This window comes from uncultured Fibrobacter sp. (assembly GCF_947305105.1).
GTDB lineage: Bacteria > Fibrobacterota > Fibrobacteria > Fibrobacterales > Fibrobacteraceae > Fibrobacter.
Genome location: NZ_CAMZCS010000001.1, coordinates 173700 through 192763, shown reverse-complemented (window position 1 = coordinate 192763; position 19064 = coordinate 173700). Strand labels below are relative to the sequence as shown.

General features: G+C 52.4%; 14 protein-coding genes. 10 read left to right on the top strand and 4 right to left on the bottom strand.

Going from position 1 to position 19064, the window contains the following annotated elements; genetic code table 11:
- The first annotated feature begins 19 nt into the window (after positions 1-19).
- From Q0Y46_RS00805 to Q0Y46_RS00775, 7 genes are all read left to right on the top strand, one after another.
- Complete coding sequence (locus Q0Y46_RS00805; protein ID WP_297943770.1) at positions 20-1273, top strand: hypothetical protein; 1254 nt, start codon at positions 20-22, stop codon at positions 1271-1273.
- A gap of 45 nt (positions 1274-1318) precedes the next feature.
- Complete coding sequence (locus Q0Y46_RS00800; RefSeq protein ID WP_295681825.1) at positions 1319-2485, top strand: LysM peptidoglycan-binding domain-containing protein; 1167 nt, start codon at positions 1319-1321, stop codon at positions 2483-2485.
- Positions 2486-2613: 128 nt separating this feature from the next.
- On the top strand, positions 2614-4659 hold the full coding sequence (locus Q0Y46_RS00795) for a HAMP domain-containing sensor histidine kinase (protein WP_297943766.1): 2046 nt from the start codon (positions 2614-2616) through the stop codon (positions 4657-4659).
- Between the two features lies 1 nt (position 4660).
- Positions 4661-5368 carry a response regulator transcription factor gene (locus tag Q0Y46_RS00790; protein ID WP_295681820.1) on the top strand — a complete coding sequence of 236 codons (708 nt, stop codon included), beginning with the start codon at positions 4661-4663 and terminating at the stop codon, positions 5366-5368.
- Positions 5361-7886, top strand: a complete 2526-nt coding sequence (locus Q0Y46_RS00785) for a hypothetical protein (protein ID WP_297943764.1) — start codon at positions 5361-5363, stop codon at positions 7884-7886. Before Q0Y46_RS00790 ends, Q0Y46_RS00785 begins: the two co-directional genes overlap by 8 nt.
- Before the next feature lie 173 nt (positions 7887-8059).
- Positions 8060-9823 (top strand): ABC transporter substrate-binding protein, encoded by a 1764-nt coding sequence (locus Q0Y46_RS00780; RefSeq protein ID WP_295681815.1) that lies wholly within the window; start codon positions 8060-8062, stop codon positions 9821-9823.
- Between the two features lie 111 nt (positions 9824-9934).
- Entirely contained in the window at positions 9935-10747 is an 813-nt protein-coding gene (locus Q0Y46_RS00775; protein ID WP_295681812.1) for a CDP-alcohol phosphatidyltransferase family protein, read from the top strand.
- Here Q0Y46_RS00775 and mpaA read toward each other — a convergent pair.
- From mpaA to ruvC, 3 genes are read right to left on the bottom strand one after another with little or no spacing between them, the layout of a single operon-like run.
- Positions 10744-11451: a murein tripeptide amidase MpaA gene (gene mpaA, locus Q0Y46_RS00770; RefSeq protein ID WP_297943760.1), complete on the bottom strand. Its 708-nt coding sequence runs from the start codon at positions 11449-11451 to the stop codon at positions 10744-10746. The two genes, Q0Y46_RS00775 and mpaA, sit on opposite strands and share 4 nt — an antisense overlap.
- Complete coding sequence (locus Q0Y46_RS00765) at positions 11448-12137, bottom strand: M15 family metallopeptidase (protein WP_297943756.1); 690 nt, start codon at positions 12135-12137, stop codon at positions 11448-11450. The genes mpaA and Q0Y46_RS00765 overlap by 4 nt, the downstream gene beginning before the upstream one ends.
- Complete coding sequence (ruvC, locus tag Q0Y46_RS00760) at positions 12128-12697, bottom strand: crossover junction endodeoxyribonuclease RuvC (protein WP_295681803.1); 570 nt, start codon at positions 12695-12697, stop codon at positions 12128-12130. Before ruvC ends, Q0Y46_RS00765 begins: the two co-directional genes overlap by 10 nt.
- Positions 12698-12803: 106 nt before the next feature.
- Here ruvC and Q0Y46_RS00755 point away from each other — a divergent pair, with 106 nt between their 5' ends.
- Genes Q0Y46_RS00755 through Q0Y46_RS00745 form a run of 3 tightly spaced genes read left to right on the top strand, consistent with a single transcriptional unit; the run spans position 12804 to position 17946 of the window.
- Positions 12804-14690 carry a CHC2 zinc finger domain-containing protein gene (locus Q0Y46_RS00755; protein ID WP_297943753.1) on the top strand — a complete coding sequence of 629 codons (1887 nt, stop codon included), beginning with the start codon at positions 12804-12806 and terminating at the stop codon, positions 14688-14690.
- Positions 14690-15883 (top strand): glycosyltransferase, encoded by a 1194-nt coding sequence (locus tag Q0Y46_RS00750; RefSeq protein ID WP_295681798.1) that lies wholly within the window; start codon positions 14690-14692, stop codon positions 15881-15883. The genes Q0Y46_RS00755 and Q0Y46_RS00750 overlap by 1 nt, the downstream gene beginning before the upstream one ends.
- Before the next feature lie 2 nt (positions 15884-15885).
- Positions 15886-17946: an alkaline phosphatase family protein gene (locus Q0Y46_RS00745; protein WP_297943751.1), complete on the top strand. Its 2061-nt coding sequence runs from the start codon at positions 15886-15888 to the stop codon at positions 17944-17946.
- A 3-nt stretch (positions 17947-17949) separates the two neighbouring features.
- Here the strand turns inward: Q0Y46_RS00745 and Q0Y46_RS00740 are convergent, their stop codons facing one another.
- On the bottom strand, positions 17950-19038 hold the full coding sequence (locus Q0Y46_RS00740; RefSeq protein WP_297943748.1) for a glycosyltransferase family 4 protein: 1089 nt from the start codon (positions 19036-19038) through the stop codon (positions 17950-17952).
- Positions 19039-19064: the final 26 nt, after the last annotated feature.

Genomic DNA, 19064 nt, shown 5'->3' with positions numbered 1-19064 from the left:
TCAGGATTTTCTACACGCCATGTACAAAAAGAAAGAAGAAACGAAACCTGTCAAGATACAGGCCAGCGCCTTTACGCTCGAAGACCACAAGAAGCAACTCACCGCTTGGATAGAAGCCGAGCACATTCCTGGGAAATTCCAGGCTTGGTACACAGCGCCGGCAGACCCGATGCATTCCGATTGGCGCATCAAGTCCGTTTACAAAGGTCAGCACGAACTGCTCGAAGTCGAGATTCCGGTCCGGAAAATGGACGTTCCCGAAATCGTCCCCATGATTTTCCAGCAGTTGCGCAAGGAGCACCTCAGGGCGTTCCGCAAGTCCATCCGCCAGATTTGGCTCCGCGCCACAGGCGACGGGCGATTCGCCATGCTCGTCCAGGCCAACCTCCGGGGCAGGAACTCCGCACACGAAAGTAAGACTTTCACCGACTTTGTACAACGTTCTATCCCCGAAATCTTGAGCCTGCACTTTATCCAGTGCAAACCCGACCACCTGTTCGACCCGGCCACGGCGCAGACGGTTAGCACAGAGGCAAAATGCGTGTTCGGCAAGGACTTCATGCCTATCGCCGACACGGGATTCTCCATGCACGTGCTGGACTGGGCACCACGCGTCAAGGACGCCTGGATTGGCCTCCCCAAGCGCATCGCCGACGCCATCCACCCGACAAAGGGGGACCGTCTGTTCGAGTTCTACTCTGCATCGTCCTATGTCGGTGCTTCGCTGGCCAGCATGTTCGATTCCGTCGATTGCCTGGACTGCCGCGAAACCGCCATGCTTTCTTCGAAGTACAACGCACGAGCGCTTGTTGAGAACAACATGCGTTTCCACAGGCAAAAGCTCGACGCCAACTTTTTTGCAAAGTTCTTCCGCAAGCCCGAGAACGAAGGCCGCTGGACTTTCTACTTCAACCTGCCCGGCGACGAACCGCTCGCAACAGGAGTCGTCCAGACCGCAGCGGCCTCCCGCCCGGAACGCATTCTCCTCCAGACTTCCAACCTCGAAGTGGCCGCCAAGGAAATCCGCAAGTTCCGTAACGAGGGCTACATGCTCCGCAAGAGCGTCCCGCTGTACCTGGAACCCGGCTCCGCGAAATTCGAAGTGCTGTTCATCTTCGTACCCGACCGGAATGGCCTTTTAGGTCGAAATCCGGCCATTTTGGCCCGTTCCAAGAACGTACAGCGCCCCAAAGAACGCATCGAAAGGGCAAAAAAAGGCAATATTCCGCATTTTGTGCAAAAGGATGCTGCTTTTAGGTCCAGAAAAGATTAAATTATTACATAACCTGTTTACTTTCAAAGAGTTACAAGGATTATTATGCATTTTGTAAAGTGTGCCACCATATGCCTCGGCGTCGCATTTCTCGCAGCGTCCGCCTATGTCGTCAAGAAGGGCGACACCCTCTGGGATCTCAGTGACGAATTCCTGAACGACCCGTTCGCATGGCCCGATCTGTGGGAAAACAACAGGCACATCCAAGACCCGCACTGGATTTATCCGGGCGACTCCATTTATCTCGGTGACAGCATCAACGCAGAACACCGTCAAAGCACAGGAAAGGCGCATACCTACCCCTGCGCAGCAGCCACACCAGACTCTAGCCTCCCGAAGGGCGTGAGCGCAGTCGGTTGCGACGAGAACGACGCACGCAACGGGGACTTCGAGTCCATGCTCGGCGACCTCCGCAGCCGCGACAAGAAGAAGAAAAAAGTCATATCGAAAGACGAATACTACTACCAGAAGCGCCCCGCTCCGAAAATTTTCAACGGCTACTACCAGGTACTGGCACCGGAAGTCCTTTCTCTCGATTCCCTCAAAAAGATGAAGAACTACTTCTCCATCCGCTCCGGCGAACGCAAGGAACCGATTATCCATATTCCCGAAAACGAAGTCGTCGTGGGCATTGGCAAGAAGACGAACCAAAACCTGAAAAAGGGCGACATCGTCGAAATTATTGACGCTCGCGCTATCAACGTGCCTACGGTTCGCGGCGTCGACTTTGAAAAGTTCGCACTGCTCCGTCTCGCCGGTTACGCAAAGATTACCGCCATCGGCGACACGCTCTCACGCGCACAGATTGTACAAAGTTTCAGGGAAATCAAGATTAACCAGTCCAAGGCCCGCCTCAAGGAACCGCTGAAAACGTTGAACGTATCCTCTTACGAAGACGTGAAGGAATCCAACGTAGACAGCATGGCCGTCATCCGCTATTCCATGGACCCGATGCTCATCATCGGATCGTATTCCTACATCCTGGTAGACAAGGGCGTCAAGCAACAGTACAATACAGGTGATGCCGTCGCCATTTGGGAATTGGACAAGTCTGACGCAACTATTCCTCCCCGCCTGCTGGGCCGTGGCGTCGTCGCCCGCTCCGGCGAAAACGAATCTGCTGTACTCATCCACGAAATTTATTCGAACAACCGTCGTATAGAAATCGGACACCGCGTGTCCATCACGCATAAAGCACAATTAGCAAAGTGACAAGAGCATTAATCATCACGGCAGCACTACTGCTGATCACCCTCACCCTCCTCATGGGGGGGAGTGTTCTTATTTTGCGTTGCCCCGCACTTTCGGTCCTCATCCCCATTTAACGGAGACGGGCTCAAATGCGGGTTTCACATAATAATCTACTGTTATTCGCATTATTCGCCGGGGCAATCGTACTCCCGACAGCCATTTTGTCCATACTGAGTTTCAGGAACATCCAGAACGAGATATTCCTCGCCCAAAAGACGTTCGATGAAAACCGCGCTTCCTTCCAAACGGAAGTCGAGAACGCCATTGAAAAAGAGCAGAACAAGATTCTCCAAGAGACAAAAGCAGCATCGCTATTCCTATACGGGCAGCCCCACAGTTTGCTGGATTTTGGCAACGCGACAACCTACAAGACCGTAGACGGCGTCGAGGCCATGTTCCTGTTCAACAAGGGAAGCCTCGTCTACCCCGACATTTCGTCTCGCCACTTCATCAAGGCGTCCAACTACTCCACCAGCATCCCGAACCCCATCGAAAAGCAACTGTTCAAGGATGAAATCAACGGCAAGGACTACAACGCCGCCGTTCTGTCACGTTCCATCCGTTTGATGCAATCCCCGTTCGAGACTATAGACGATCAGGTACAAAATATCCTCGGGCTCATCCGACTGAGCTACAGGCACAAGAACTACGACGAGGCGCTACGGCTCCTCGATCTCCTGGAAAGGCAACCCAGGCCCCAGGGATACCTGCATGCCGACCTGACCCGCTCCATCAACCTTTTGCACTTCGACATTCTGGTCGAACAGAAAAAACACCAGGAAGCCGAGGACTACTGCCTCAACATTCTGGGACAGTTCCTGCACAGCGAAAGTATCGAAGACATCCCCTCGGCAAAATTCTTCTTTGAATCCGCATTCACTCAAATCCTTTCGTTCGAAGACCTGCCCAACGACAAGCGCGAAGCCTTCTGGAACCTGCGAGAAAACTTCAATCGCCAGATTAGCGACATGGACATCTTGTACCGGCATAAGGAACTTTTTGACGAAACGATCACCGACGAGGCACAGTCAAAAGAAGGCGTCCTGTACAAGAGCAACGGAGACATTACCTTGTTCAAGATTGGCTACCCGCTCCTGTCCGGTGACCAAATCGTGATAGCAAAAATTGACCCCGAGGCCTACAAGTCGCGCATTCTCTCCAAATTGAACGCGACCGTCAAAAGTTGGAAAAACATTCCCTTCTCCATCACCGATGCCTCCGACGCCGTCATCATGGGCGCAATTCCCGACACGGCAATCGTCCTTTCCCAGACAAACATCGGGCAAAGCCTCCAATGGGACTTGACGCTGTACGAAAAAGACATGCGAGAAATCCGCAAGGAATCCAGACAAAGGATGTTCCTGATGTACGGGCTTCTCACCTTCTCCCTCATCACGGTGCTGCTCGGTTCCATATTCATGTTCCGCTTCATCATCCAGGAGCACAAACTGCTAGCCATGAAGGCGAACTTCCTTTCGAGCGTTTCGCACGAACTCAAGACCCCGCTGACCTCCATCAAGATGTTTGCAGAAACCATGGCACGAGGGCGTGTGCAAAAAGTGGAGAAAATTCAAGAATACTCGTCGCTTATCGGCAAAGAAGCAACAAGGCTTGAAAACCTCATCGGAGCCATTCTGAACTACACCCGCATGGAACATGGCAGGGGCGCATTCAAGTGGGAAAAAATCGACTTCTCGGCCTGCGCAAAGAAGGTCTACGAATCCATGTACGATATCGGTGTCGAGAAGGGGCTTACATTCCATACGCGCTTTGAGCCCGAGGCTTATGTCATCGGCGACTATACGGCTCTTTACAGCCTAGCGCAAAACCTCATCGAGAACGCAATCAAGTACACGAACGCTCCAGGCGACATCACCATCGAAGTGTACAACAGCGACGAGCGCGCTACATTTTCTGTAGCGGACACAGGTATCGGCATCGCCGGTTCCGAACAAAAAAATATATTTAATAACTTTTATAGAGTGGGTGACGAAATGACTCGCAGCACGAAGGGTTCCGGACTCGGGCTCGCCATCGTCAAGAGAGTCGTCGAGACTCACAAAGCAACCATTTCTCTTTCCAGCAAACTCGGCAAGGGTTCCACATTTACAGTAAGGTTCAAAAAGGTAGAATAAGATGCAGCACAAAATCCTAATCGTCGAAGACGAAGAAATCATCCGGCTCGGTCTCCAAGACAACTTCGAGCTCGAAAACTATATCGTGGAAACGGCTGCTGACGGTGAAGAAGCCATCGCCAAGGCGGACTCTTTCTTGCCGCACTTGGTCATCCTTGACCTGATGATTCCTAAAAAAAGCGGCTTCGAAGTGTGCCGAGTCATCCGCAAGAAGCACCCGGAATGCTTCATCATCATGCTCACGGCAAAAACCGAAGAAACAAGCAAGGTTGCAGGCCTCGAAATGGGTGCCGATGACTATGTGACCAAGCCGTTCTCCATTTTGGAACTCCTCGCCCGCGTCAAGGCGTTCCTCCGTCGTGCCGATACAGCATCCAAGGCAACCGAAACCGCCGCCACACAGGATTCTATCGACTTTTCTGGCATTCATCTTGACTTCAAGAAATACGAAGCGACCAAGAACGGCGAAACCCTCGAGATGTCGGCACGCGAATTCCAGATTCTCAAGTACTTCTGGCAACACCGCGGAGAAGTTGTCCTGCGCGAAGACCTCCTGCAAGACATCTGGGGCTACACCCCCGACAACATGCCGTCGACACGCACCATTGACAACCACATCGTCAACCTGCGCAAAAAACTGGAAGACGACCAAGCCAATCCGAAAATCATCCTTTCCATTCGTGGAGCAGGTTACAAGTTCGATGCCTAAAACAAGCCAAAATCTATCGGCAATCGTGCATACCGCTTTTACCGCGGTTGCGTTCCTTGCGCTATGCAGTGCAAGCGTTTTTGCCGATAGGATGGCTTCCGACATTCAAGAAGCGATTTACAATTTCGAAATGAAGGGCAACGTCAACGAAGCTGTCCGCATTCTCGAAAAAGTTTCCAGACAGGGCGATAAAGACGACCAGCGCGAAGCGAACTTCTTCCTCGGAAAAATCTACGAACTGTCGAGCAGCAAGAATAGCGCCAATTACTACTACCGGCAAAGCCTGCGCAAAACAAAAGAAACCGGCAAATCTTACTGGCTAGCGGCAAGAGCTGCATCGACAAGCGAATCGCCCGAGGCCCTGCTGAAAAAATCCCTGCGAGTCCGGTTCCCCATAAAAAAGATTTATTATGGACCGACCACGCACATTCTGCTACAGAACAACAGCATCTATAAAATCGAGAACGATTCCCTTATCGAGATAAAGGTTCCCCTCCCCGTCCAAGCCGAGATTCTGACAATCAATTCCCAGGGCATCTGGTACCAAAGACCCGAAAGAGACAGCCTTTTTTTCAAGCCGATACACCCGAAAACCCCGCTAACATCGTTCAAGGTCGAAGGAACGAAAAGCCTGTTCATGCACAACAGCGAAGCGGTGGCCATGAGCGCACGCACCTTGACCATATTGAACAAGAAGGGTATCCGTGCCGAAGTTACGGAAAAATACAACAACTGCAAGATTGAGGGCTTTTACGGAACGACAGGCCACTACGTGCTCAACTGCCCGGACAACGCACTCCATTTCATCTCGCCAACGGACGGCAGCGAGACATACAGCATTTCGCTTTTCGATGCCATCGCCCACGTGCTCATTATCAAAAAGAACATTTACCTCGTGTCGGGAAATACGCTGTTCTGCTACCAGCCCAAAATGCAATTTTCTCCTCTCTGGAAACTCCCGTACAACAACGTTGATGAGATTTGCGCCTTTGAAGACAACATAGCTGTACTCGAAGCCTCGGGCAAAGTATCGCTAGTTGACGAGGATCGCGGAATACAAAAAGCAACGGTCCGCAGCGACGCTTCGTCGATTGCCCCCCTCTCGCAAGGGACGCTGGGACTGTTTTCCAACGAAGGTTCCCTGAGTGTCGTCGACACGTTGTTGCGCCCGCTTTGGCACTTCAATTTTTCAAAGCCCATCCTCTACGATCCAGTCCACACCGACGGCAACATATACCTCATATTCGACGACAACCATCTGCAAGGCATAGCCCCGAACTACTACGGATTCAGGCCACTGCTTTCTGACCAGTATGTGTACAAGGCGGCGACACTCACCGAAGAAAAACAATGGGACGAGCTGGCCCCGACCCTCGATACGCTTTTCAAACTGGAACCGGGCAATGCAGAAGCCTGGTTTTTCAAGGCGCTCCTGCTCGAAAGCAACAAAGGTAACGAGAAAGATCGCCAAAACGCATGGGCCGAAGCGGTCCGCCTTTCGGCCAGTAATCCGCAGGTGACTCAACTCATTCTCAACCACTACAGCAAGGCAATCAACGCAAAGTTCGTAAGCCTCCTGAACATTTCCCCGAAAACCCGATACCCAAGGTTCTTCGGCAACAAAAAGAATCTCTACACAATAGACCCCGCAGCCGAACGGCTCCTCTGCATCAATCCCGAAAACGGCGAAATCCGCTGGACAAAGCCCCTCAGCAAGATGGACAACAGCCCGGTCATGAGTACCGACGAAAATACGCTCGCCCTCGCCAACGGGTTCAACCTCTCTATTTACGACCTTAACAAAGAAGCGGCTTCTACAAGACTCCAGCTCCCAGGGAAAGCATTCGACATCAAGATAGAGAACGACGCCATCTACGTTTCTACTTGGAACGGATTCCTCCTAAAATATTTGAGAAACGACAACAGGCTGGCATGGTCCCGCAAGATTTACTCCGTCCCGTTCCTCTTTGCGCGTAGCGGCAACACGCTCCACCTTTCCAGTCTTGAAGGCGAAGTCATCCGGCTCGGCGACGGCTCCGGGCAGGCAAAAGAAAACGGCCCAAGGCTCCAAGGCTCTGTCACGCACCTGGTTGCAAGCGACTCCTCGCTCATCATTGCCACGGGCAACAACCGACTCCACATATACAACATAAAGAATCCTCGTAAAGACCCCATCCAGATATTGCTCGAATCCCCCATTTCTACATTGCAGGCGATAAAGTACCAAGGCGAAAACATGCTACTCCTCGGGCTTTCGAACCAGAACATTCTCCTTTATAGTGAATCCGGGACACCCCTTTGGAAATACCAAGGTCACAGTTCCATATTCACCTTGCCCACAGTATTCGATGACATCGTCTGGATAGACCAAGGTAACGAAGTTATCGGAATTTCACTCAAAGACGGGAAAGAGAAAAAGACATTCAGTACACCTGGAGGAGCAGGTTCTCCCTATATAACGAACCACACGTTATTCAGCGCATCCCCCAAGCGAATTCTCTACGGATTCAGTCTCTAACAGAGCCCATTTAAGCCACAACTTGGTGCATCCAAAGTAAAACATTCCAAACAAAAATATACTTTTGGTTAAAAACGGGCAAAACAAGCACCTTATATGGCCTGTTAATAAAAATTTATTGTATTTTTCTTAAAAATATCACTATCTTTATGGAAATAATATTTGGGGATTTTATGAGCCAGTCAATTATAGTCCGCAATTTTTTGTTCAAGACGGCCGCGGTCGCGTCCGTAGTGGCACTTGTCGCATGCCAAGAAGAAAAGGAAACCGTTACCGCAGGTGATTCAGAATACCCCCGCAATGAGACATTGTACATCGGTGGTTTTGACTGGGCACCACCGACTACATTCAACCCGTTGGACTACGACCCGAACTTCCCCATCGACGGGAATGTCCGCGTCATGTACGAGACGTTGGTCACCTACAACCAACTCACTGGAAAATTGGAACCGATGCTCGCGGAAAGTTTCTCCCAGAACGAGAACTCCATCAGCGTCACACTGGATTCCAGAGCAAAATGGAGCGACGGCAAACCGGTGACCGTGGATGATGTCATCTACAGTTTCCGCATAGATTCCCTGCTGCCGACTCCACGCCATGACAACTGGAACTACATTTCGAGCATCACCACCAACGGCAAAGTCGTCACGTTCAATTTCTCCGAAAACAAGAATCCCCTCATCCTGTTGAACGCCATTGCCGAAACGTCCATACTCCCCAAGGCCATTTTCGAGCCCATTATCAATGCGGCTAAGAAAGGCGACACCTACGACATGGCCAAGGTTACGGAATTCAAGAACGACAACCACCCTGTTGTCTCAGGCCCGTACAACCTCAAGACCTACTCCCCCGACAAGATTGTCCTTGAAAGGAACGACAACTACTGGGGTAACGTGAAGCACGACGGCAAGAAGCCCGCCCCCAAGTTCATCATCCACTCCCTGTACAATGGCAACAACCATTTCAACAGCGCCATGACCAGGGGCAACCTCGACATTTCGTCCATCTTCTTGCCGCGCATTTGGGAAAAGGCAAAAGACAGCATCCGTGCCTGGAGCCGCGAAGAGCCCTTCCACCAGCCCGGATCCATCACGACGCTCATTGTGGCGCACAACAATCCCCCGCTTAACGATGTTGTCCTCCGCCGCGCCATGATGCACTCCATCAACTTCGAGAAAATCAAGGCTCGCGCAGTTTCCAACTACACTCCGGCAATGCAGCCCGGCTTCATCCTCCCGTTCGGTTCCGAATCCAAGTTCTTCAACAAGGACGACGCGGCCAACTACGGGTATAGCTACAATACCGACAAGGCAAAAGCCATTCTCGCCGAAGCCGGCTACAGCTGGGACGACAAGGGAAAACTCATCGACCCGAACCAACAGCCCGTCCGCTCTTTCACTATTGAATGCCCGCAAGGCTGGACCGACTGGGAAGACGCCATCAAGGTCATCTCGGAATCCTTCAAGGAAATCGGTATCACCGCCGAGCAAAAGTTCGTAGACTACGGCGTATGGGACAAGGACCTCCGCCTCGGGACCTTCGACTTCTCCATGAAGACGCAGACCGCCGAACTTTCCGCAGCGACCCCTTGGACCCGTTTCGACCAGGTCATGGGTTCTGTGTCTTACAAGCCCGCCGGCGAAGACGCCTTCGCAAACCAGGGCCGTTACCAGAACGAACAGGCTGACGAGCTCCTTGCCCGGATTCCGGCCGAGACCGACGAAGAAAAGCTCATCGCCGATTATCGTGAGCTTAACAAGATTTTCATGGAAACGGTTCCTGTTATGCCGATCCTCTACAGGCCCACGCAGTACTACCAGTTCTCCACCAAGCACTGGACAAACTTCCCGACCGAAGAGAATCCCTACGCACCGCCGCAGCACCTGATTGTCGCTGCAGGTGTCAACGCCCTGTGGAGCATAAAGCCTGTAAAATAAGAGCAGAGTTTCCTATTAATTTTTCTTCAAAAAGACATCCACTCGGATGCCTTTTTTTTGTTCTGTCCAATTTTTTTTATATTTTTGAAGCAGTCCTACAAAGGAGACCCCGTGAACAAGTTACGCTATATTTTCCCGAACGCATTTACAAGTCTTAACTTCATGCTCGGCGTTTTTGCCATTTGCTGGGCAACGGGATCCTTCGATACCATTACGGCACCGGGAACGGACTACATACGTATGAGCGCTTATTTCATTTTGCTCTGCGTTCTCTTTGACAAACTCGACGGTTTCGCCGCACGCCTGGTCAACGCCAGCTCCGAGTTCGGGGCTCAATTCGACAGCCTTGCCGACCTGATTGCCTTCGGCATTGCTCCCGCATTCTGCATTTTCTACACCTACCGCGGTTTCGCGCCCAACTGGTTCCAGTCCCACTTTGCACTCCTGATCGTCGTGTTCAGCATCTACGTACTCTGTGCAGCCATGCGCCTCGCCAAGTACAACGCGATGGACTCGGATACCTACCACCACCATTTTTCTGGCGTTCCGTCGACATTCGCCGGAGCCATCAACGCCATCACCATCGTGTTCTTCAAGTCCCGTGGCCTGTTTGACGGAGCGGAATCCGCTGCGCTGTACCTCCCCGTCGCCATCCTGTTTGTCACGGGCATTCTGATGGTAAGCCCCTTGTTCCTGCCAAAGCTCCAGCCGCGCAAGAACAAGCTGTTCAATACGGCACAAGCGGTACTTATCGTCATTACCTACTTCTGCGCATTCTTCTTTGTCACAGATACCATTCCGTTCTTGTACGAATACCTGCTGCTCCTCGTTGGCGGCTATCTCGTCATTGGCCTTGCCATCGGTCTTATCAACCGCAAGAAGATTATCGCCGAAGCCAAGGCAGAAAAAGAAAAAGCGGCCTAGTGCGGAACGGGGCCTGCGAGGAATCTCGCGAAGGCTTCCCCATAGCGGTCGTACAGCAATTCCAAAGACATCCTGGGCAATTCAAGGGTAACGCATTCGGTGCCGTTTTCGTTGCACCACGTTCCCAGGCTACCAGGGGTCTCATAGCCGACGTCTGGAACCCACGGTAGCCCAAACACCCCCTGCAAGGCAATGACCAGCGGAGTCTTTTCACGGGCATCTAGGCAGCCAAGGGGAGCATGGATCGAGAGGATAGACTTGGGACGCAAGTTCTTGATGAGTTCCAGCAAAAATTTGGTTTCCGGTTCGCTTGCAGGACACGTCCCGGTAGAAAGTTCCGTATCGCGAGCACGTTCCAGAACAGAACGCGACCCGATACACCCCTGCTTCCAGTTCGATGTCGGAAAATTCCGGTTGAGGTCGACACCCGCTACATTGCCTCGCGTTCCGAGAACCACTCCGTCCGGATTGGCACACAGCACGACTGCGGTATGCTCCAAGGCCTGTGGCAAATGGCGCAAAGCCCGACTCAGGAGGAACGTCGTCTCAGGCTCTTCCCCATGGATTCCGGCTATAACAAGCAAATCCGTACGCTCCGAAGACGGGAAATACAGCAAGGGTGCCCCGAGCACAGACCGGCCATACGTCTCGGACTTCAGGCGAATCATGCCCCGGTTCTCAGGAGAAAAGTCAAGCGTCATCATATAAAGTAAGGGTAGATGTAGTCTTCGGCGAGAGAATCCAGCCGGGCAAGGATGACTTGCTTGCAAGCGATTTCCGTGTTCTCGTAAATATGGCGCAGCGTGTCGAGCGAGAAGTTGTCCAGCAATTGGCGCGACGTAGGCAGGTGCGCGATGTGCCAGCGTTCCGGGCGGATTTTCCCACGGCCCGGGACAAACACTCGATTGAAGCCGAACGAGGATTCTTCCCCGGAGCCAAAGACTTCGTCCAAGAACGAGTGGAACGGAGCGAACATCCCGTCACATTCGGCAGGCGTGAGTTGCACTTCGTAATTCTCGGGGCAGGCATTCGCATCGACAACATCCAAGTCGGTACCTAGATGATGGCGGCTCGCCCCCGGCAATGCCGACCAAGTGAGAATCGCATACATCAGCTCTTCTTCGTCGCTCGGGACTGGCATCGGCACCCCTTCTGCCGAGAGCAACGGCAATTTACCGCTGGCTTTACGGTTCCAGATGGAGAGCTGGCGTTCGAACGAACGGTACGCCGATTCAATCCTCAGAGAATAGCCATGCGAGGCCACCAAGGCGGAGAGCTTTTCCAAGTACGGCACGACATCGCGGTGAACTTTGTACTCGCCAACATCGGCAAAGTCCGGTGTTCCGAGGCCATAAGGCAAATAGTCAGCAGACGATAGATTCATGGACATGTCCCTCCCATCTTTTCTATCAGGCTTTTCCATTCATTCACAGTCGCACGGCGTTTTTTGGACCCGCGCTTTGAATGAAGCAACTCAGAAAGCGGATTCGGGTTAACGGAGGTCCAGGCGATAGCAAGCGCATCAGTCGCATCGAGGAGGACCTTTTCAGGAGCAATTCCCAACCTCGCATAAATCATGTTGGCCACCTGTTCCTTGGACGCATTTCCCTTGCCCGTAACGGCCTGCTTGACCGTGGATGGCGGGAACTCCGAAAAAGACATGCCTCTCTTTTTACAGGCGACAAGAATAGCCCCGCGGACATGGCCCAAAACAAGAGCGCTATGGGCGTTGACGGCCACGAAAGCACTTTCCATGCCCAGCATTTCGGGCTTGTACTTGTCCATGAGTTCTTCTAAGGAAGAAACTATATGCAGAAGGCGGTCTTCGAAGGACTTGTTTTTGGGGGCATGAAGCGCACCATATTCCAGAACCTGCAATTTCGAGCCACAGGCGTCGACAAAGGCGTAACCCGTATTCACGGAGCCAGGATCGATCCCAAGAACAACCATGCACTTACCTTCTCATAAATAATTTACAACTATACCCTCAAAACTAATAATTATTAAATTGTTCATAGGACATCTCTGTTTTTCTAACGATGGAACGAGGTTCTTTATGCTCCTAGACCAAGAACACGCTGGACTGATAAAAGCCAAGACGCACCCGCGCCAGTTGGGAATCCCACTGAGCCGCTGGGGCCGCAACCTGATTGCTTGTTGCCCGTTCCATGCCCCCGAAGAGACATCGCTGTTCTTCTACGATGCGCTCGGCTACTGGCGCTACCGTTGCCTGCAATGCGGCAGCGAGGGCGACCTTATCGAATTCGTGATGCGTAGCCGTTTCAACGGCCTCGAAGAACCGGCAGCCCGCGCCGAGGCAATTGATTTCCTCGGGACGCAAGAACAGGAACAGGCCGACACGTTCCAGGACGAACACCCCTGGATTCGCGAAGTCGGCGGTGAAAAGTCCAAGGTTCTGGAATGCTTTGTCCGCTATTGCCACTGGGCGGCATGCAAAAGCCCGTCCTCGGCAGAATACCTCGCCAAGCGCGGCTGGAACATTGGCCAGGCTCAACTTTACGGCATCGGCTACTACAGTGGCGACCCGGAGCCGTTCGCCAGCTACTGCCTGCTTTCGGGAGTCGAGCGCCACCAGATCCGGTTCTACCTCGACAATTTGGAAGCCTACCACGAACCGCGCATCACCATCCCCGCACGCAATTCCAAGGGGCTCATTCATTCCGTTTTCGGTAGGCTCATCGACGACAACATGCACAGCCATGCCTACGTATCTTATGCGTCTGGCCCATGCGACATACCCTTCAACATCCAGCCCGAAAACGAGAAACCCATCATCGTAGAAGGCTTTTTTGACGCTCTCACCGCAGACCTCGCCGGTATTCCCGGAGTCGTCTCGACGATGTACCAAGAAGTCACGCAGAGCCACCTGCTCAAGCTCAAGGCCTGCGGTGCCGAAATTGTCACACTGATCCTCCGCCGCGAACCGAACCGCCGCACACAGGAATACCGCGTCCAGCGCTACCTCAAGATGGCCGAAGAAATCGGGCTCCGGTTCAAGTCCATCATCCTCCCCAAAGACGAGACCGTGGACCAGGTCGTGCGCAAGAACGGAGCAGATGAACTGCTCTCCCTCATTGCGCATACCGAAGAAGACACCATTCACACCCACCGCCGTTCGATGCTCCTCCAAGACATCAAGGAAAACTTTGACACGGCCATGGGTTGCCCGCCCGACGTGAACGTGGGCTACACGCTTTCGTCATTCCCACGGCTCGCAAAAGAAATCGACGGCGTCCAATCCGGCTGTTTCTATGTATCCGCAGAACCGTTCGGCCTCAAGACGACGTTCTTGTCGAGCCTCGCTCTCGACCTCATCAAGAGCAACCCCAAACTCAAACTCATCTATATCGCACTGGAAACACCTCGCCGCCAAATCTTTGACAGGCTCGTTGCGATGATGATTGGCGAATCCGTGCTCACCGTAAGAAAGCAGAATACCGACGAGCAGGTGAACCACAATATCTTGGACGCAACGAAAGAACTCATCTCCTACGTCCGCAACAACCGCCTGGAAATTTGGGAAGACCAACCCTCGTTCGACAACACGGAAATGCTCTCTGTCTTGAAAGACGAGCAAAAGGAACACCCCGACCTGGTCGTCATCATCGACGGCATCGACCACATGAAAATCGGCGACCGTCCGGATATTGCCGACATCCACGAACGGCGTTCTTCGGTCATGCTTGACCTCTACAAAGCGCTCGACATTCCGCTGTTCCTCGGCGGTGAACTGGTGCAGGCAGAACAAGGGCTCGAAGGTCCTAGGCCCTATCTGCGCGATTCCGATGCTATCTACTGGCTGGAATCCAAGGGCGGGAACCTCTTCCTCTCCGTCAATTCCAAGCGACTCGGAGCAAACCACATCTACGAAGGCTACCTGGAAATGGATCAGCTTTCTAACAAGATGCAAGAAGTCCAATAATGACCATAGTCGACATAAATAACTTCTGGAGCCCATCGGGTGGCGGCGTTCGTCGCTACCACCTGCAGAAGATGGCTTTCTACGAAAAACTTTGTGAGCAAGACGGCAACAAAGGCACGCTTTCTGTCTTCATAATGCCCGATTCCAAGACATTCACCGAAGTCAAGAGCGAAAGCCTCGTCATTGAACATGTGAAGGCGTTCAAGTTCCCGGGCAACTGGGAATACCGCTTTATATGGAAACTCTCGCAAGTGGAACCCGTACTTGCCAAGTACAAGCCCGACATCATCGAAGTGGGTTCCCCCTATATTTTGCCGACGGTTGTCCGCCGCGCCGCAAAGCACGTGAGCCCCGAATCCAAATTGGTCGGCTTTTGGCATGCGGACTTCCCCGTGACCTATGTGGGTCGCCCCGTTGCAAAAAAACTTGGTGTCGGTGCAGGCACGTTCGCCCGCAAGGAGGCTTTCTGGTACGCCCGCAAGGAATTCAAAGGCTTTGACTGCATCCAGGCATCGTCCAAGGAGGCCATGGCACGCCTCCGCAAGAACGGACTGCCCGACCCACGCTGGATCCCGCTGGGTTGCGACATCGAGATGTTCTCGCCCAGCAAGCGCGATGAATCGCTCGTAACCGAACTCAAGGCCGGCAACCCCGAACGGCTCACCATGTTCTTCCCGCACAGGCACTGCAAGGAAAAGGGGATTGACCTCGTTCTGGGAGCCTACGACATCCTCACGCAAAAACTCGGCCACGAGCCTGCCATTGTATTCGCAGGCACAGGCCCTAGCCTCCCATTGGTACAAGAAGCCGTCCAGAAGCACGAGCATATCCGCTACATCGGGTTTGTAAACTCCGTTGACGAAATGGCCCGCTACTACGCCAGCGTAGACCTGGGGCTCGCCCTGTCGGGCTGGGAAACCTTCGGCCTCTCGATTTTAGAGAGCATGGCCAGCGGAAACGCCCAGATCGGTGCCGCTGCAGGCGCAGCATTCGAGCACGTGACCGAATCGGGTGCAGGCACCATCCTCAAGGAGCGCACCCCCGAATCCCTCGCCGAAGCCATTGTGGAACTTTACCGTTCCGACATGCAAAGCATGAAGCAAAAGGCCCGCGCCTACGCCGAGAAGTTCAGCTGGAACGACTGTTTCAAGCGCCAGCTGGAACTGTACAGACAAATTTGCAACAGGAATTGAGAATGAAACCGTCTATTTTAAATTTGTTGAAAAAAACGGTAGCCAGTTTAGCGCCCTTCCAAAACCTCGTGCTGATTTCTCTTGCAGCATGGGCCATGCACATTCTGCTCCGCGTGATGCTCCTGTTCCGCAACAACCCCTACGGATTCCCGTTTGTATCTAAGCCAGACTGGTTCATTTTCCATGCGGTCTGCCTCGATTTCCTGTGGATTTGCAATGCACTTGTCGTCTTTGTGGTCGTAGGCGCACTCCTCGCAAAAATCATCGGCGGGCAATCGAACAAGGCGGCCCGCGCCGCAATCGTGGCAAAAGTCACGACTATCCTTTATGCCACTTTCCATGCGGTCATTCTCCCCTTCACGCTCCTCGATAACGAAGTGCAGCGCTTTCTAGGTGGGCACCTGAGTTTTGGCCTCGTCGACACATACAAGGATACCTCCTCCATCGCCATGTTCTACGATTACGTGGCAAACGACCTTTCCGTACCCTATTTGCAATTCGTCGTGCTCGCACTGATGCTCCCGGCGACTTACGGAATTTACAGGTTGCTTTGCAAGGGGTACCGTCCATGCGAAGGCTTCTATGTAAAAAAATCCGTCATTGCGATGATCATTTTCTACATCGCCTCGTACCTGTTCATTTACGTTATCTGGACCGGCAACTCCCGCATGACAAAGCTCCGTCCAGTGGTATCGCTGGTTTACAACGACCTGTTTGTTGCAAAGAAGGTCGAAGGCCTAGCAGAAACCGACTTGGGAGTGTACCGCAGCGCTTACCAGAACCTGTGGCAAAAAATTGAGAGCGATTCCGATTGGACATTCTCCGACGCGAAGGAAGGCAATGGGCTCCCGCTCTACCGCATTCCCAACGCAGGACTCCTGAACAGCGAAAAGCTCAAGGCCCAGCGCGAGATGAAACCGAACTTCGTCCTGGTGCTCATGGAATCACAACGTGGCCGAAATACGGGTTACATGAACCCACAAATCCAGCCCACCCCAACGCCCTTCATGGATTCGCTCGCCGCACATTCCCATGTTTGGATGCGCATGCACACAAGCGGGGTCCCCACCACGGGCGGCGTCCTTTCGACACATCTTGGCATCCCCCACCATTCCCGCCTTGCACAGGCCACCGACCTCGCGCACGTCACCATCCCAAGTTTTGTCTCGACCCTCACCGAAAACGGCTACAGCACACATTATATGTCGGCCGCAGACCCCGCCTGGGATAATCTAGGCGTGTGGATGGCAAAGTGGTACACGGCACAGCATTACAACCGCAACCGGGAAGACGACTCCACCTTCATAGACAACGCCATCGAATACGTGCGCGACACCCTCGCAAAAGAAGGCAAGCCCTTCCTCGCGACCCTCATGACACGCTCCAACCATTACCCGTTCAACTTCGCGGCCGGCATGACCGATGAGCAAAAGAATCTGCCTTTGCAGGAACGCATCAACGTGACTATGGGTTACGCCGACAGGCAAATCGCCCGCTTTATCCACTCCATCGAAAACGAGGAATGGTACAAGAACACCTACGTGATTATCATGGCCGACCACGGATTCCCCCTAGGCGAAAACGGCGTTTCCACCATAAGCGGCGGCGGATTCTCGAACATCACCTGGATACCCTTCTTTATCCACGGCAAAGGCCTTGACGCCGTTCGCGACACCACGCCCGCATCGCAGATCGACATTGCGCCCACCGTGCTTGAACTTGCCGGTTTCGCGGTGCCCAATATCTTCATGGGGCACAACTTGTTAAGGGGCGGTTTGGCAAGTACACCGACAGACTCGACTGATTCCGCAAGCGTTCCGGAGCCGCACGAACTGGCAGGGCTTTCCCTCGGGGCATACTCGGGCTATGCAGCCATCGGCCTTGACGGTTACCGCTTTATCGCGAAGTACCCCTCTCAAGACGAAACGCATATCTTTGCCGACAGCGACCTGCGCCAAGAAAACGAGCTCACCGGGAAATTACAAAACGAAGAAGGTCGCTTGTCTGCGACCCTCGACACTTTGCTCAAAATTTCGGACTACTCGCTCGAACACGGGCTTTAAATCTTAAGTGCGTGACCGGCGCTCCAGCAATTCTTCAAGGAGGCGCATCCAGTTCTCTCCAATCTTATCTGGAGTGAAGTCCTGGGAACGCTTCCATCCATTTTCTTGGACTTGCTTACGGTAATTTTCGTCGTCAATCATTCTCGAAAGGGCATTTGCCAAGGCTTCCTCGTTTTCACATTCTACGCATAAACCTTGAGAATCGTCCTGGATGATTTCCCTCTGGCGGCCCTTATAATCACAAGCGATGCAGGCCGCACCTTGCGACATGGCTTCGATGAGAACCATACCGAATCCTTCATAACGACTACTGAGAACAAATATTTCGGAGTCACTGAAGAAATCTTTGATATTCAAGTGGAATCCCGAAAGAACAACTTGATTTTCCAAATGGTTTTCGGCAATAAGGCCTTCCAAATACTCACGTCCAGTTTCACCTTCACCAGCAATTTCTACGACCCAGTCAGGATATTTTTCATGGATTCGAGCCCAAGCCCTGATGAGTATATCGAACCCTTTGCATTGCCAAATATTCAGTCGCCCGGCAGCAAGAATCCGCTTTTTCTTATTCGGGCAAATGCTTTTTGCTGGCGGCATAGAAAGAGGGTTTGGCATCACCACTGTTTTCCGGAACTTCTTTACGACAAGATTATAGTCTGTTTTTGTCAAAACGGTAACGCAGTCGTAAACGGCATTGAAGTAGAATTTGAGGAGGTAAGGGAATAGATGCCTTTGAGAATAAGGATTTTTTTCAAACGAACTGTGGTCCGACGAAATGATTATCTTGTGGAGACCTAAAGCAGCCAAGTAGGTATAAAAAGTAGAATCCGGCATAATCCCGATGATGATGTCAGGATTCTCTTTTTTTATGGCACGCCGAAGGCTAAAAATTTTAAAAGGGAAAAAATGACGAAAACAGGGGAAGATATGAACCTTTTCCTCAATGGGATAAAAATCAGAGATGTTGTTTCGATCTTTGTTGCTTACGAAAAAAATCTCGTGTCCCATTCGGGAAAATTGATTGGCAAGTTGAACAGCCACATTTTCCCCGCCACCACGGGCGATTCGGTTAAGGACAATCATGATTTTCATAAATGTAAATCTAGTAAAAACGGAAG